Raw genomic sequence first — 13,901 nt, 5'->3', positions numbered from 1 at the left:
GGATAAGTGTGTCCGGGGAAAGGGGAGCTGCGGCCAGTTTCAGATTTATGCAACAGCGCCGTGTTAGAGTGTCGCGATATCGCGGTCGACCTGACAGGTCTTTTGGGGAGTGATGGAGAGCGGAAGGCGGCTTAAGGTATTCAGTTCCGGCATCTGGTGGATCCTGTAGATCAAAATTTGTGTGCTTCGCCCGCCAAAGCCATTGTTTCCGCCCGGACGGCATAGGGGATCATCTCTCGGCGCAAGCCAAGGTATCCGTCTTGATCAGACGCTTTTTCGGCGGGGCAGGAACAGTAAACTTTGACACGTGCATTTGGGATTTTGATGAGCTTGCGAATGGGCGGCGCGACCTTCTCCCGCAGAGCCGTTGAGGGCATCCAGGAGCTCATCGCATCCATTCGCAGTCGGCATCTTGCGATTCAAATCAAATGCAAAGTGCTCTAAGACCACCTGCGCGCGGCAGTTCTACATCGAGCGATCCGTTGCAGGCCCTTCTAGATTCAGGGCCCCCATCAGGCAAACAAGCGCATAAACCCGGGCTTATGCAGCTCCCTCTAAGCCGCAGGGCGATAGAGGAGGGCGGCGCGCTCAGTCATGAGGACATCAGCGCCGGGTCATGTCGATCTGGCCAGACCTCAGGAGAGACCTTATGAAAATCGCAACCCTTGCCGCCATGATGACACTGTCCGCGACCGCCGCCTTTGCAGAGCCGGAGTGCACAGCCCCCGCCGAAGGCGCCGCCGCCCCCGTCTGGAAATCGATTCAGAGCTTTGAGGAAGAAGGCGGCGTGGTGCGATCGTTCAAGATCAACAGTGGCGCGTGCTACGAGATCTACGGCACGCTGGACGGCACCAACATGGAGGTCTTCTTTGATCCGACGACGGGCGAAGAGCTTGACCGTATCGACGCCTGATCACTGAAAAGGGACGCATGCCATGACATCGACTGCAACAACATCTTCGCGTGTAAAAGTCTGGGATGCGGGCGTGCGTCTCTTCCACTGGGCGCTGGTGAGCAGCGTCGGGGGCGCGTGGCTCCTGACAGATCCGCGCTGGCTGCACCGCTGGATCGGATATGTCGTGATCGGGTTGATCGTGTTCCGTCTGATCTGGGGTCTGGTCGGCGGGCGGCACGCGCGCTTTGCGGATTTCGTGCCCGGCCCGCGGCGACTGGTGGCCTATCTGGTTGCCATGGCGCGGGGGCGGGAATGGCGGACGCTGGGGCACAACCCCGCAGGCGCTGCGATGATCCTGGCGCTGCTGACGCTGCTTTCCGGCATCTGTGCCACCGGCGTGATGATGGGCATGGACCGTTATTTTGGGCAGGAATGGGTCGAACACTGGCACAAGGGGCTGGTGAACGGGCTTCTGGCGCTGATCGCGTTACACCTGGGGGGGGTTCTGCTCGCCAGTTTGCGCCATAAAGAAAATCTTGTCGCGGCGATGATCCACGGGCAGAAGGAGCTGCATGACCCCAGAACCCACTGACAGCCCCCGACTCCGTTTGCGCCGCGTCCACTTTCTGGTCGCGGCCTCGGTTCAGGGCGTGTGCATGGTTCTGTTTATCCTGGATGTCGCCAATGAGCTCACCAATGTCGATCTGATGACCGCACTCGAAGCGATCAGCGTGCTCGGGTTGATGTTCAGCGTCTTCATCACCCTGCGCGAATACCGCCGGATGATGCAGCGCAATCAAAGTGTTGAGCGGCGACTTGATGCCGCCACCGGCGCCTTTTCCCAGATGATGAGTGACCAGTTTACGCGTTGGGGCCTGACCGCAGCAGAGCGCGACGTGGCGCTGATGTCGGTCAAGGGGGTGTCGATAGGGGACATCGCCGCGCTGCGTCAAACGGCAACCGGAACGGTCAAGGCGCAGAGCGCCGCGATCTACCGCAAGGCCGGTGTTTCGAATCGGGCTGAAATGATCTCGGTCCTGATTGAGGATATGATTGAGGGTGTACCGCTGCCTTTTGGCGTCGCGGTCGGGACGCAGAGCAAAAAGAATTCGTAGCCTGCTGACTCTGAGGCAACCTGTGTGATCGGATATATTCCGATCTGAAGCAGTCATTTCAATTTGTTATCTATTAAACTCCGTTTCCCCTTGGCATTGTCATTTGTGGACAGTTCTTATTTTGTAAGATGATTACGGTTCTTCGGCTGCCGTGGCGGACCAAATTTAATTACGCAGACTGCTGGAAAGGGGTAGTGTCGCAAAGTTTCGGAAGATGGTTATGTTTTGTAGTGGCCCGGCTCAGTGGATGCGCACTCCAAAACCAATATCAGGATTGAGACGTTGATCAGCTTTAAAGGCGCGCATTACCCGAAATCAGTGATCCTGTATGCGGTCTATTTCTACGTCCGGTATGGCGTTTCCTAACGAGATCTCGAAGAGATTATGGCCGAGCGCGGCGTTGCCGTTGATCATGCGACGCTCAACCGGTGGGTCGAAAAATACACTGGTGCCATCGCTGACAAGGCTCATCGCCGGAAGGGCCCCACTTGCCGATCTTGGCGGTTGGATGAAACCTATATAAAGGTTAAGGGCAAGTGGACGTATCTCTATCGAGCCATCGACAAGCAAGGCCAAACGCTTGATTTCATGCTATCTGAGCGCCGTGATGAGGCGGCTGCGACCGCATTGTTTTCCAAAGCGATTGCTGGGAACGGCTGGCCGGACACGGTTGTCATCGACAAAAGCGGATCCAACGCTGCCGGTTTGTTCCACATGAATTGCCTGTTGGTTATGAACAGCTGGTGCTGGTTGATTGACAGTCTGCAGGTGAAATATCTCAACAACATTATCGAGCAAGACCACCGCTTCATCAAGAAACCGACCCGCCCGATGAAGGGCTTCAAATCCTTCCGGTCGGCGTCGGCAATGCTGGCAGGCATCGAGGTGGCGCATATGATTCACAAGGGCCAGTTCGCCAAGGCCGGGAAATCCGCTTTTCAACAATTCGCGGAACTCGCAGTATAACTGTGTCCGAGGAAAGGGCTTTCTTCGTAAACTTCAGAAATTTGCGACAGAACCACCCGTAATAGCTTCTCCGTCCCAGCCCGCCGTCGTTCCGCTCTCACCGTCCGCGACCATCGGCTCGAAGCATTCGAGGCGTGGAGATCTGCGGCAAATGCCGCTTGATCAACGACCGGCATGCCAACTTGCGAACTCGGCGAGTTAACGTGACATCACCATCACGGCAATGGACCGAAATCAATGGGTCTGGAGTCCAGATTGGCATACGAACGGACGGCCGCAATGCTTGCGGATCGGACGAACAAAGCACGTCTCGCCACTGAGTAGTCATCCCCCCCCTACCCGTAAAGATGAGGGGGATTAGCCATTTAAAGTCGAGCCCATCACAGCACACGTTTCAGTCCAGATTGCACATTCAGAAGTTTCGGCAGAAAATTCGTAACTGCCCACTCCGCGCGTTGCGGTGTCGCAGCCATGCCGGTGTTCAATGCCGCGACGACCCTTCCCCGCTGATCGATCAGGGGCACGGCGATAGAACACAGGCCGATCTCGACCTCCTGATCAATGACAGCATAGCCTTGCGCCAGGGTCTGGTCGATCTGAGCCATAATATCTTCGGGTTCCGTGATGCTGTGCACAGTCCTTGGCGCAAGGTCGCAAGCATCAACAATCGCTTCCGCCTCTGACCGCGGCAAGGCTGCCAACAGCACACGCCCCATCGAGGTGCAGTGGGCGGGCAAGCGTGAACCGGGCATGAGTCCAATGGACATCACTCGCTTTTGCGCCGCCCGCGCAAGATAGACAATTTCAGTGCCATCCAGAATGGAAACCGAACAGCTTTCGCCAATCAGGTCAGTCAATTGATCCAGCCAGGGCTGCACGAGTTGTGGCAAGGGCAGCGACGCAATCGCCCCCAAGCCGAGCCTCAGCGCACGGTGCGTCAGGGAGAAAAACTTTCCATCGTATTCAGCATAGCCCTCTTGATGCAGAGTCAAAAGGCATCGCCGCGCCGTAGCCCGATCCAACCCGGTTTGTTTAGACACGTCAGCGATCGACAGTTTCGGGGTATCCGCCCGGAAACATTCAAAGACACGAAGACCTTTGGCCAAAGACGAGACTGTATTGGAGGATTTGTTCGTCATGTGAACCACATCATTCAACTAACGAACAAATGTCAAGATGCGTACAAAGAGACTCGGCCTTTCCCTCTGCCAAGGTTAAACTGATGATAATAGAGGAGAGCTTCATGGACAAAACCATCGCGACCGTGGGCGAGGCTGTTGCCGAGATCCCCGATGACGCACAGATCATGATCGGTGGTTTCGGCGGCTCTGGCGCACCTATCGAACTGATCCACGCGCTGATTGACCGATTTCGCGCCACTGGCAGCCCAAAAAATATCACGGTGATCAACAACAATGCTGGTAACGGCGGGATCGGCATCGCTGCGATGATCAAGGCAGGCATGGTCGGAAAAATGATCTGCTCCTTTCCGCGCAGCTCCAACGCCGAAGCGTTCAACGAGAAATACCTGTCAGGTGAGATCGCGCTGGAATTGGTGCCGCAGGGCACTCTGGCTGAACGCATTCGTGCTGCAGGCGCAGGCATTCCGGCTTTCTACACCCCGTCCTCCTACGGCACTGAACTGGCAAACGGAAAGCCGACCGAGGAATTCGACGGCAAGATGTATGTGCGTGAACGCTGGCTCAAGGCCGATTTCGCTTTGATCAAAGGCCAGATGGGCGACAAGGTTGGCAACCTCACTTATCGCCTGGCCGGGCGGAATTTCAATCCGCTGATGGCCATGGCCGCCGACAAGACCATCGCCCAAGTGTCTGATCTTGTAGCGCCCGGCGGCATTGACCCGGAACAGGTCATCACGCCCGGCATTTTTGTCGACATGGTGGTCCAAGTTGCAGATCCGAAACAAGAAGAAGTGCTCGTGCGCACGGGAGTGATCCACTGATGTCCGACCTAAACATTTCCGAGGTGGCCCTCTCCAACGCACAGATCGCATGGCGTGCGGCGCAAGACATCGAAGACGGCTCTTATGTAAACCTCGGGATTGGCTTTCCCGAGATGATCGCCAAGTTCCAGCCTGTCGGCCGGGATGTCACCTACCACACCGAAAACGGCGTCTTGGGTTTCGGCAACGCGCCGCTGGAAGGTGAAGAGGACTGGGATCTGATCAACGCCGGGAAAAAGGCGATCACACTCAATCCCGGGGCGTCGTTTTTCCACCATGCGGACAGCTTTGCGATGGTCCGTGGCGGTCACCTTGATCTTGCCGTTCTGGGTGCCTATCAAGTTGCGCAGAATGGCGATCTTGCAAACTGGCGCGTTGGATCTAAAGGTGTGCCTGCGGTCGGAGGTGCGATGGATCTGGTCCATGGTGCAAAACGTGTGGCCGTGGTCACCGACCACCTCACCAAGGATGGAAAACCGAAATTGGTCGAAGCCTGTACCTTTCCCTTGACTGGCGTCGGCTGCGTGACGCGGGTTTACACCTCTTTGGCTGTCGTCGACATAGATGGCGGCAAATTTATCCTGCGCGAAAAGCTGCCCGCCATGACCCTGGCGCAACTGCAATCCGTAACCTGTGCAAAGCTGCACAGCGATGGCAAGATTGGTGATCTTGTCGTTCCCGAGGATCTTTGAATGACCGACGTCTATATCTGCGACTATATCCGCACCCCCATTGGCCGTTTCGGCGGCGCGCTTGCCTCTGTCCGGGCGGATGATCTGGGCGCGATCCCTTTAAGGGCGCTGGCCGGGCGCAACCCGTCGATGGACCTGTCCGCAATAGATGAGGTCATCTTTGGCTGCGCCAATCAGGCCGGCGAAGACAACCGTAACGTGGCGCGCATGTCCTTGTTACTGGCGGGCTACCCGGACACCGTTCCGGGCACGACGATGAACCGCCTCTGCGGTTCTGGCATGGACGCGGTGATCACCGCCGCCCGCGCAATCAAAGCGGGAGAGGCCGAGCTGATCGTCGCAGGCGGGGTTGAATCCATGTCGCGCGCGCCCTTTGTGCTGCCCAAGGCCGAAAGCGCCTACTCTCGTTCGGTTGAGATCCACGACACGACCATCGGCTGGCGCTTTGTGAACCCGCTGATGAAAAAGCTTTATGGCGTCGATTCCATGCCCGAGACTGCAGAAAATGTGGCCGAGGATTTCGGGATTTCCCGCGCGGATCAGGATCTGTTCGCCCTACGCTCGCAACAGAAAGCTGGCGCTGCGGCGTCCAGCGGACGTCTCGCGCACGAGATCACCGCCGTCACGATCCCGCAACGCAAGGGCGATGCGATTGTGGTGTCCGAGGACGAACATCCCCGGCCTTCCACAACTTTGGAAGCGCTGCAAAAACTCAGTGGCATTGTCAAAACCAATGGAACCGTGACAGCGGGTAATGCGTCGGGCGTGAACGACGGAGCAGCAGCGCTGATCCTGGCCAGCAAAGAGGCTGCGCAACGGCACGGGCTGACCCCAATTGCCAAAGTTTTGGGCGGAGTCTCTACTGGTGTCGCACCGCGCATAATGGGCTTCGGCCCGGCCCCCGCCTCAAAGAAATTGATGGCGCGTCTTGGGTTGTCGCAATCGGACTTTGCCGTCATCGAGCTGAACGAGGCTTTCGCCTCGCAGGGACTGGCCACTCTGCGCGATTTGGGTATTGCCGACGATGACAGTCGCGTAAACCGAAATGGTGGGGCGATCGCGCTTGGTCACCCCTTGGGCATGTCCGGCGCGCGGATCACTGGCACCGCGATGCTCGATCTGAAACCGGGTGATAAATCGCTGTCGACCATGTGTATCGGTGTGGGCCAGGGCATCGCGATTGTGCTGGAAGCGGTCTAACGACGGCGAAGCGGGCGGTGATCGTGTCCCGGGGCGTTCTCTAATCGAGCAGCCCATTAGACGACTCATTACACGCTTCTCCAAGATATGGCGTGATACGCGCTGCCTCGAGAATTTACTGCACTTTGCCGCCCGTTACGACAACCTAGGCTCCAGACGGCATCGTCAACTTGAGGGGCCCGCTCTCAAATCGCACCGACGAACATGACAAAAGCCAAACATTCCGGCGCCTTCAAAGACCACCGTTTCGTGCCTAAGATCATTGCCTATGCGGCCTGGTCTTATTTTCGGCTCCCCATGAGCATGAGCGAAGTCGAGGATCTACTTGCGGCGCGCGGCATCATCGAGTGCTACGATACGATCCGGAAGTGGGTTGGAAAATTTGGCACACACTATGCCGCCTCCATCCGGCGGGTCCGGCCTGCGCCGTGTGATAAATGCCACCTTGATGACGTGGTTCGTCTTATCCGCGGGCGCAACTTATGGCTTTGGCGTGCGATCGACAGCAATGGTGACGTTCATGATATTCTGGTTCAATCTGGATGTTTAGTCCCGGCATCTGGTGGAGCGAGATTAGGATGAATCGATCTGGCTCTGAAGTCCAGATTTTGCAGATGTATTCGTAGAGCGTGAGTCCGCTGAGCGTCTTTAGGCGGCGTGCGACGTTGTAGGCCGCTATGAAGTCGGCGAGGTGCGTGCGTATCCGCTCCAACTGCCAGCCGGTCACGTTGGACCAACCGATAGGATGGATCTTGCCTGCCGTCACTAGGTCGCCAAGCGCCCGGAGCGTCTCAAAAGCGTCGGTGTCCTTGTAACAGCCATGAATGAAGAACAAGTCGATCTCATCCATTTGCAGACGCTCCAGGCTTTTGTCGACGCCACGCAGGACCGCGCGGCGAGATGCGCCCCGACTGCCCGGCGAAAGGGCCCAAGCGGCGCTTGGTTGCAACGACGAAATCGTCTGTCCTGCCCCTCGCGGCCCCCCATCGGCCGATTATCTCTTCCGGCACGCCGTCCAAATAGACGTCCGCCGTGTCGATGAAAGTACCGCCGCGAGCGACGTAGAGGTCGAGCATGCGATGGGCTTCAAGCTCATTTGTCTCCACACCGAATGTCTTGGTTCCCAGCGCATGAGAGGGCACGATGGAGCCGGTACGCCCCAGCGAGCCTATTGGCATATCTGTCTCAAAAGTCGTTGAAATCTCGCTTCAATTTTTCGTTTGGTGCGTCGGGCATGTCGGTTACGACAGCGCGGCAATCAGGCGTTAGAGGGCGAGCGGGCCGAAGCCCCCGTTCCGTGCGTAGAAGCCTTGTTTGGATCTCTGCACGGACCTTCGCCTACGGTCGAGGGTGTCATTCGCGCCGCCCGACGGACATTGGCATTTATGGACGGCAGCTCCGCCACCTGGAGTTTGCGCCCTTCGCGACCGCCAATGCGCCGAAAGGTTGGATCGTTGTGCGCGCGGAAACGCCGTCAGAACAATGGGTGACTGAACGATGCGGCGAAGCGATTGCCGTAGAGGTGAACGCGCCGCGCCTTGCTCCGGATCTGGCGCTAAACGGTTTGGGCAGAGCCCTGCTGCCGACGTTCGTTGATGATCGTAAGGCCAGACTGGAGCGCGCCGGCTCAGTGGTGGACGAGCTTACGCATGACCAATGGCTCGTTAGCCACGGCGATGACCGGGCCCTGCCGGAAATACGGCGCGCGCTCGACAGGATCGGTCGCACCTTCGGGTAGAACCCTTTGCAATCTCGGACTTTTGAGGCGATCAGGCGATGTTTCATACTCCGTCGCGGCGAGCTAAAGCCGCAGTTCGCCGCAGCTCTATCATTCAATCACAGCCGACCCGCAGCACTAAGGGCTATGCTAACATCTGCCCCAACTGTTCCGATGACTGCTTTCGCAACGGTCGATCAAAATCGGTAGTGATCGCTGACAGGATTTCCATCCAAGCTGAAACGCTCTCATATATATCGACCTGCTTCGTTGCATACGGTTGGCTGGAAGACGTAATCCAATGAATTGGAGCATGCCGTCAGGCAGACACCACCTTACGTTTCACCATTTCTATGGTTTCGGCAAGTCGTGGCAGTCCGCGCCCGAACGCTCGTTCGACGATGCGCTTTTCATCCAGAAGGGCTCACGGCAGATCTGACGGTAGTTGCGCAGGTTTACGAGCATGTCAGCATGGCCGGATTTGTCCATTACGGTGGCGAGCCCAGCGACTGAGATCAAAGTCAATGTCTTGTGGCGGACCCCAAAAGCGGAACAACATGGAAGCGTGATCTTCCCTCTATTGACGCGTACGAGGCAATCTGCTTTTGCAAAGCAGTTACAGTCGATTACATCATGACTGTTTGTCGGAGTACTCGGAATGGCCCTTCTAGACCACCCTACCTTAAACCTCAGGAACCTGCCGCGCACGCTCGCGGCACGCGTTCCGCACAAAGTGCTGAGGGATCGATGGAACAGGTTGCGCTTCGGGCCTAGCGCACCTCTCAGCGACGAGTGCATCTTCGTTTCCCCCCTCGACGTGCGGCATATCTATCTGGCACGCCGCAATTCTGCAGCGTCCACATTCAAACGCAGACACAGTGGTTTGGTTATCGGTGGTGACTGGGACCAGTCGCGGAGTCCACTCCCCGAAACTCGGGCCACGCGCGCCATCTACGATCGTTTCGTTCGCGGAATGAGCTGGGCGGAAACAGGGGTTCTGGACTACCACCTCGCCATTATCTCGGAGAAGGGCATTTCCGAGGGGGCACGAACGTTACAGGAAGTTTTAGCCCGATACGAAGCCCTTGACCGTGTCTATGAGGAGGCCCTCCGAACCGGAAGGCTTCGTCCGCGTTACGAACTACCCGCACACTTCCGGCGGGAACACGGTGGCATTTTCTTCCATATCGCGCGGGACGGAGAACCCCTCCGCTCCGGTGGCGGCAGACATCGTTTCGCAATTGCACGCATCCTCGGCCTTGCCAGTGTGCCGGCGCAATTGGGCGTCATCCACCCCGACGCCGTGCGCGACGGACATCTAGAGCGGCTGCGCAGCCCTGGTTGACCGAATAAAGGGCTGTCGCGCATTCAAGGTGCGGTAGCCTGCGAGGTGGCTTGATAGAATTTCCCATATGCTGCAAGTCTGGTTTGGTGCAGGTTTCTCGGACGCCACGCGCTGGGTTTTTGGTGACGCGGAGCGTTGCTTGGTGGCGGAGAAGCGTTCAAGCAGGAAATCGCGGGATCGGGCTTGGTGGGTGGTTTGTTGCTATGGGGATTTGGGCGGCGGGCTTGCGTCGGATCCGATCTGACAGACCCGTTGAACGAGCCCCGTCAGGCTAGGCCCGGGGGCAGGCTTGCAGGCATTTGGACGATATGCGCGATATTTTGTTGGCGTCATCCACTTTTGGCGCGCCGACAATTGGAGCAGCGCATCATGATGGGTTCGCAGGTGACATCGTCTGCGGCTGAGGGTGGTGTTCGTCACGTGTGGGGCGTGCGTTATGCTACGGCCCTTTGTGGTTTGGGCGGTGCTCTGGGGTGCTGTGCTGGAGCGATTGTCTCGACGATGATCAGCTGGCCGCCGCAACATGGGCAAGGCAGGGCGAGGGTGCCCGCATCAGCAGATTGTAGATCTCTCGTTTGTTTTGGCATGCGATGTTGGCAATCTGTTTGGGCAAGGTGAAGACTAGATGGAAGTACCGCACGGGCAGCAGTTCGGCCTCGAGCGCCGCCAGCCATGTCTTGGCTGCACCCGCCTGACATTTTGGGCAGTGGCGGTTACGGCAGGAATTATAGGCGATGTGTTCATGTGCGCAGTCAGCGCAGCGCTCCACATGCCCGCCAAGCGCCGCCGCGCGGCAGCGCTCGATTGCCGACATCACCTTCAGCTGTGTCAAACGTGAGGTCGCGTCCCGTCTCGATCATTGGTCCCACAAGGGCTTGAATAATCGTGCTGAGAACAGCCATTTGCCTTTCCGAAAACGCGAGCGATCGATGCAGGGGGTCCGGACGCCCGGCGGGTTGCAACGCTTCGTCTCCATCCACTCGCCACCCGCAATCGCTTTGCCGTACCATCCCGTCGTCGCGCGGCCCTAACCATCCGTTATCATCGCATGGAAGCATTCGATGCTTGAAAAGCGGCAGCAAGCATCGCGTGATCCTTATAATAATCGCGTCCAACCAGATCATGTTCAGTTTATGTGACAATTCCCCGGGGCTGCTAGTCAGGCTGCGCGAGCCAGGTCGTGCCCTTTTCCAACCACCCTCTCACGCATGCGTGCATGCGTTGCCGAGCAACGGATCAACCGGGATCCACGCTTGCGGAGCGCTGCAGTGTAACTGGAGAAGTTCGTGGTGCGGTAGCGGGCGGCTGATGGCTTGCTCATGCAGCCAGTCTAACCGCATGGCTTCACTATGTTAATCCTCTAACGTCAGACTTGTGCAACAACGCCGCTTCCAGGGAAAGTTCAATCGGCGTTGACAGCTGAATGGATAACAATGGCACAAGTGCCGTCTCAAGCGGCAACCCAACCTATCATCAAGGCTATGCAGCTGCGGCAGAATTAAGCTTTTCCCAACTGATGTTCGATAGCTTCTTTCATGCACTTGGTTGACGAAAGAACTGCAAGCTCATGCTCAGGTTACAGCTACGCACAATGTGTGTTATCGCAGCGGCGCTTGTGGCGTCACCAGGATTCGCACAAATCAGTGTTGAAACTTATCCCAAAGCGGACAGTCAACTGGGTGAACGGATCGGCGCAACGGAGATTGCGGATGCGCAAGCGCTAATCGAAACGCTTTCTGATACCATAAGGCAGGAATACACCGCTGGCGGCGCCCGTCGTGATGCGCATCCCAAGGCGCATGGTTGTGTTAGTGCCACGTTCAAGGTCGATGATGATATTCCTTTGCCGCTTCAAGTTGGCATTTTCCAGCCGAGTGCACAGTACAAAACGATAATTCGGTTTTCCAACGGGTCACCCAATGCCTACGGCGATGATCACAAAGGGGACACGCGCGGTATGGCAATCAAACTGCTTGGTGTAGCGGGGCCCAAGCTATTTGCCGACTCAGGTTCACCTGACGCACAGGATCTGATCTTGATTTCCAGCCCGTATTTCTTTGTGAACGATTCCCATGGATACACCGAATTCTTTCAGATTGTGGATGCGGGGCAACTGCTACCGATACTAAAGATTCCGTTTATTCTTGGCTGGCAAGGGTCAATAAACGCATACAAAATGCTGTCGCAAAAGATCTCGAATCCTTTGTTGACGAGATACTATTCTGTGACGGCTTACCAGTTGGGGCTGGGTAGCGATCGCCAAGCGGTCAAGTATTCTGCGAGACCCTGCATTGCCCAGAACCCATCTGTTCCGGAAGACGCAGGCAAGAACTTTCTGCGTACGGCAATGCGTGACAGCCTTGCGGCCGGAACGTCCTGCATGGAGTTTCTTGTTCAGGCGCGTGGGAACACCGGTCTGGATGTAGAGGACATTATCACGCCCTGGGATGAGGACGAGGCCCCCTTTGTGCGCGTCGCGCAGATTATGATCCACCAGCAACAGTTCGACACTGCAGCGCAGAACGCGATCTGTGAGGCGCGCAGTTTCAACCCATGGCACGCCTTGCCAGAGCATCGGCCCCTCGGAACCGTCAACCGCATGCGTCGGGTCGTATACGAGGCGATTAGCGATCTGCGCCACGAGATGAATCAGTGAGTATGCCGCGGCTGGAACGAGCGAAATGCGGTCTTGAAAGTGAATCAGCCTGATGAAAAAATCGATTTTTCTTCTCCCCGTTTTCTTTGTGTTCGTCATCGGTGCTGTTGGGCTGTTCTGGCGCGGCACAATTCCGGAATCTGCCTCGATCCGGCTTGTGGCGCCCGCCGTGGAGCCCGTGATCCTGCCCATGCATTCAAACTGGGCCGAGGAACGAGCGAAACGTACCAATTCTCTAAACAACTACATTGCCGATCACGAAATTGCTTACGACTGGTTCACCCGGTTCCCGTTTTCGCAGAAAGACGGAACACCGATGATCCTGTTGAAGCTGTTGCCCATTGTCGCCCCTGACCAATGGGCAGGGGGCGCTAATTTCATGTCCGAAGTTGGTCTGTTTCGCGATGCAGCTGCACCTTCTGGCCCCCTGCCTGTGGGGATAGGCTTCTCCGGCATTTCCGGTGAGGCAACACCGTCAGGCGTAGACTATACCTCCTTTACCTGCGCTGCATGCCATGTCGGGCGCGTGCAGACAGAAGATGGCCGTCTGGAACTGATCCGTGGGGGCATCAACAGCCAATTCAACATAAATGCTTATTTTGTGCGGTTAGATGCCACAATCGATGCATTGGCTCAGGGCGCGACCGATCCGGACCAGCGCAAAGCAGCCGTTTTGATGGAAGTGTTGCGCGGTTTGGATCTGGCCGAAGCGCGTTCCGATACGTTCTTCTATGAGAATAGCCGCTATGGCGAAACGGCGTTCGATGCTACTTACGAGGCGCGTCAGATTGCGCTGTTTCGAGATGATGCCGCGGTATTGACTGGAGCCTTTGTCGATTACGTCGACGGATTTGTAGGTGCTTTCGCCACCTATCTTGACGCAACCTACCCCGGCTTTCAGACGCAAATGCTAAAGGGGCTTCCCGGTATGGCGGATGCCACGGGGGTCAGCGCAGCACATGGCTATGAGAAAGCGGGGGAAGAGCTCATTGGCAGGTTGCTGCGCAGCAGGGTTTTACCGACTGATCCCGGCCTGACCGATTTTATGGCCGTCTGGGAACAGAATGATCGCACGGCAGAATGGGACGAATCTGGAGCCGAGCTGATCAATGGCGGCGGCCAGTACAACGGGAACATTCCGATACCGATCTATCGTAATCTCGCGGCCTCAATGACAATGGGCCTTAAGGACACAGACCTGAGGGTAGCCGCCTTTTCGGCAGAGTTGCTAGATGGCCTGCCTGCAACGCCCTACCCATTTGCGGTCAATACGGCGCTTGCCGCAAGAGGAGTTGATGAGCGACAACCACCATGGCCGGTGCCGACAACCAGCTTGGCCGGTGGGGCTGAAC

General features: G+C 57.1%; 13 protein-coding genes and 7 pseudogenes. 15 read left to right on the top strand and 5 right to left on the bottom strand.

The genetic code is table 11. The features are described from left to right. The first annotated feature begins 649 nt into the window (after positions 1–649). The 5 genes and pseudogenes from P775_RS11505 to P775_RS29845 all read left to right on the top strand — a co-directional run. A complete protein-coding gene (locus P775_RS11505; protein ID WP_099911140.1) occupies positions 650–913 on the top strand; it encodes a PepSY domain-containing protein in 264 nt (87 codons plus the stop codon). Positions 914–935: 22 nt separating this feature from the next. Then, positions 936–1,487, top strand: a complete 552-nt coding sequence (locus tag P775_RS11500) for a cytochrome b/b6 domain-containing protein (protein ID WP_099911139.1) — start codon at positions 936–938, stop codon at positions 1,485–1,487. A 64-nt stretch (positions 1,488–1,551) separates the two neighbouring features. After that, entirely contained in the window at positions 1,552–2,010 is a 459-nt protein-coding gene (locus P775_RS11495) for a helix-turn-helix transcriptional regulator (protein WP_099911138.1), read from the top strand. A gap of 282 nt (positions 2,011–2,292) precedes the next feature. Continuing rightward, positions 2,293–2,976 (top strand): annotated as a pseudogene (locus P775_RS11490) (IS6 family transposase). A 54-nt stretch (positions 2,977–3,030) separates the two neighbouring features. Further along, positions 3,031–3,138, top strand: a pseudogene (locus tag P775_RS29845) (IS6 family transposase); the annotation flags it as partial. 218 nt (positions 3,139–3,356) lie between these two features. On the opposite strand, the gene P775_RS11480 reads toward P775_RS29845, so the two are convergent. Next, positions 3,357–4,115, bottom strand: a complete 759-nt coding sequence (locus P775_RS11480; protein ID WP_099911137.1) for an IclR family transcriptional regulator domain-containing protein — start codon at positions 4,113–4,115, stop codon at positions 3,357–3,359. A gap of 104 nt (positions 4,116–4,219) precedes the next feature. On the opposite strand from P775_RS11480, the gene P775_RS11475 reads away from it, so the two are divergent. The 4 genes and pseudogenes from P775_RS11475 to P775_RS29840 all read left to right on the top strand — a co-directional run. After that, positions 4,220–4,939 (top strand): 3-oxoacid CoA-transferase subunit A, encoded by a 720-nt coding sequence (locus P775_RS11475; RefSeq protein WP_099911136.1) that lies wholly within the window; start codon positions 4,220–4,222, stop codon positions 4,937–4,939. Continuing rightward, positions 4,939–5,631: a 3-oxoacid CoA-transferase subunit B gene (locus P775_RS11470; protein WP_099911135.1), complete on the top strand. Its 693-nt coding sequence runs from the start codon at positions 4,939–4,941 to the stop codon at positions 5,629–5,631. Before P775_RS11475 ends, P775_RS11470 begins: the two co-directional genes overlap by 1 nt. Next, positions 5,632–6,831: a 3-oxoadipyl-CoA thiolase gene (gene pcaF / locus P775_RS11465; RefSeq protein WP_099911134.1), complete on the top strand. Its 1,200-nt coding sequence runs from the start codon at positions 5,632–5,634 to the stop codon at positions 6,829–6,831. It begins immediately after the preceding gene. 204 nt (positions 6,832–7,035) lie between these two features. Beyond that, positions 7,036–7,371: pseudogene (locus P775_RS29840) on the top strand (IS6 family transposase); the annotation flags it as partial. On the opposite strand, the pseudogene P775_RS28915 reads toward P775_RS29840, so the two are convergent. From P775_RS28915 to P775_RS29835, 3 genes and pseudogenes are all read right to left on the bottom strand, one after another. Beyond that, positions 7,365–7,540: pseudogene (locus P775_RS28915) on the bottom strand (IS481 family transposase); the annotation flags it as partial. The pseudogenes P775_RS29840 and P775_RS28915 overlap by 7 nt on opposite strands. 18 nt (positions 7,541–7,558) lie before the next feature. Then, positions 7,559–7,780 (bottom strand): annotated as a pseudogene (locus P775_RS29570) (aldo/keto reductase); the annotation flags it as partial. Further along, a complete protein-coding gene (locus tag P775_RS29835) occupies positions 7,674–8,009 on the bottom strand; it encodes an aldo/keto reductase (protein WP_218967672.1) in 336 nt (111 codons plus the stop codon). The gene P775_RS29835 and the pseudogene P775_RS29570, both read right to left, overlap by 107 nt. A 308-nt stretch (positions 8,010–8,317) precedes the next feature. Here P775_RS29835 and P775_RS11455 point away from each other — a divergent pair, with 308 nt between their 5' ends. Beyond that, a complete protein-coding gene (locus P775_RS11455; RefSeq protein ID WP_143520879.1) occupies positions 8,318–8,569 on the top strand; it encodes a Rossmann-fold NAD(P)-binding domain-containing protein in 252 nt (83 codons plus the stop codon). A 637-nt stretch (positions 8,570–9,206) separates the two neighbouring features. Continuing rightward, entirely contained in the window at positions 9,207–9,893 is a 687-nt protein-coding gene (locus P775_RS11450) for a hypothetical protein (RefSeq protein ID WP_245875646.1), read from the top strand. 514 nt (positions 9,894–10,407) lie between these two features. Here the strand turns inward: P775_RS11450 and P775_RS11445 are convergent. Further along, positions 10,408–10,725: pseudogene (locus tag P775_RS11445) on the bottom strand (IS91 family transposase); the annotation flags it as partial. Here P775_RS11445 and P775_RS29830 point away from each other — a divergent pair. From P775_RS29830 to P775_RS11430, 4 genes and pseudogenes are all read left to right on the top strand, one after another. After that, positions 10,721–10,962 (top strand): annotated as a pseudogene (locus tag P775_RS29830) (DDE-type integrase/transposase/recombinase); the annotation flags it as partial. The pseudogenes P775_RS11445 and P775_RS29830 sit on opposite strands and share 5 nt — an antisense overlap. 354 nt (positions 10,963–11,316) lie before the next feature. Beyond that, positions 11,317–11,442, top strand: a complete 126-nt coding sequence (locus tag P775_RS29420; protein WP_281256076.1) for a hypothetical protein — start codon at positions 11,317–11,319, stop codon at positions 11,440–11,442. 42 nt (positions 11,443–11,484) lie between these two features. Next, the gene (locus P775_RS11435) at positions 11,485–12,549 is read left to right on the top strand and encodes a catalase family protein (RefSeq protein ID WP_180287417.1); all 1,065 of its coding nucleotides are present in this window, start codon (positions 11,485–11,487) and stop codon (positions 12,547–12,549) included. A 52-nt stretch (positions 12,550–12,601) separates the two neighbouring features. After that, the coding region (locus P775_RS11430; RefSeq protein ID WP_218967671.1) for a hypothetical protein at positions 12,602–13,901 on the top strand (1,300 nt) is incomplete at its 3' end.

Origin of the sequence: Puniceibacterium antarcticum (assembly GCF_002760615.1) — a bacterium.
GTDB lineage: Bacteria > Pseudomonadota > Alphaproteobacteria > Rhodobacterales > Rhodobacteraceae > Puniceibacterium > Puniceibacterium antarcticum.
The sequence above is the reverse complement of the archived record's forward strand: the minus strand, read 5'-3'. Positions and strand labels throughout refer to the sequence as shown.

Bases quoted from the DNA above. Each gene is read 5' to 3' on its own strand.
- P775_RS11505 (WP_099911140.1), top strand. From the start codon at position 650: ATGAAAATCGCAACCCTTGCCGCCATGATGACACTGTCCGCGACCGCC.
- P775_RS11500 (WP_099911139.1), top strand. From the start codon at position 936: ATGACATCGACTGCAACAACATCTTCGCGTGTAAAAGTCTGGGATGCG.
- P775_RS11495 (WP_099911138.1), top strand. From the start codon at position 1,552: ATGGTTCTGTTTATCCTGGATGTCGCCAATGAGCTCACCAATGTCGAT.
- P775_RS11480 (WP_099911137.1), bottom strand. From the start codon at position 4,115: ATGACGAACAAATCCTCCAATACAGTCTCGTCTTTGGCCAAAGGTCTT.
- P775_RS11475 (WP_099911136.1), top strand. From the start codon at position 4,220: ATGGACAAAACCATCGCGACCGTGGGCGAGGCTGTTGCCGAGATCCCC.
- P775_RS11470 (WP_099911135.1), top strand. From the start codon at position 4,939: ATGTCCGACCTAAACATTTCCGAGGTGGCCCTCTCCAACGCACAGATC.
- pcaF (WP_099911134.1), top strand. From the start codon at position 5,632: ATGACCGACGTCTATATCTGCGACTATATCCGCACCCCCATTGGCCGT.
- P775_RS29835 (WP_218967672.1), bottom strand. From the start codon at position 8,009: ATGCCAATAGGCTCGCTGGGGCGTACCGGCTCCATCGTGCCCTCTCAT.
- P775_RS11450 (WP_245875646.1), top strand. From the start codon at position 9,207: ATGGCCCTTCTAGACCACCCTACCTTAAACCTCAGGAACCTGCCGCGC.
- P775_RS29420 (WP_281256076.1), top strand. From the start codon at position 11,317: ATGGATAACAATGGCACAAGTGCCGTCTCAAGCGGCAACCCAACCTAT.
- P775_RS11435 (WP_180287417.1), top strand. From the start codon at position 11,485: ATGTGTGTTATCGCAGCGGCGCTTGTGGCGTCACCAGGATTCGCACAA.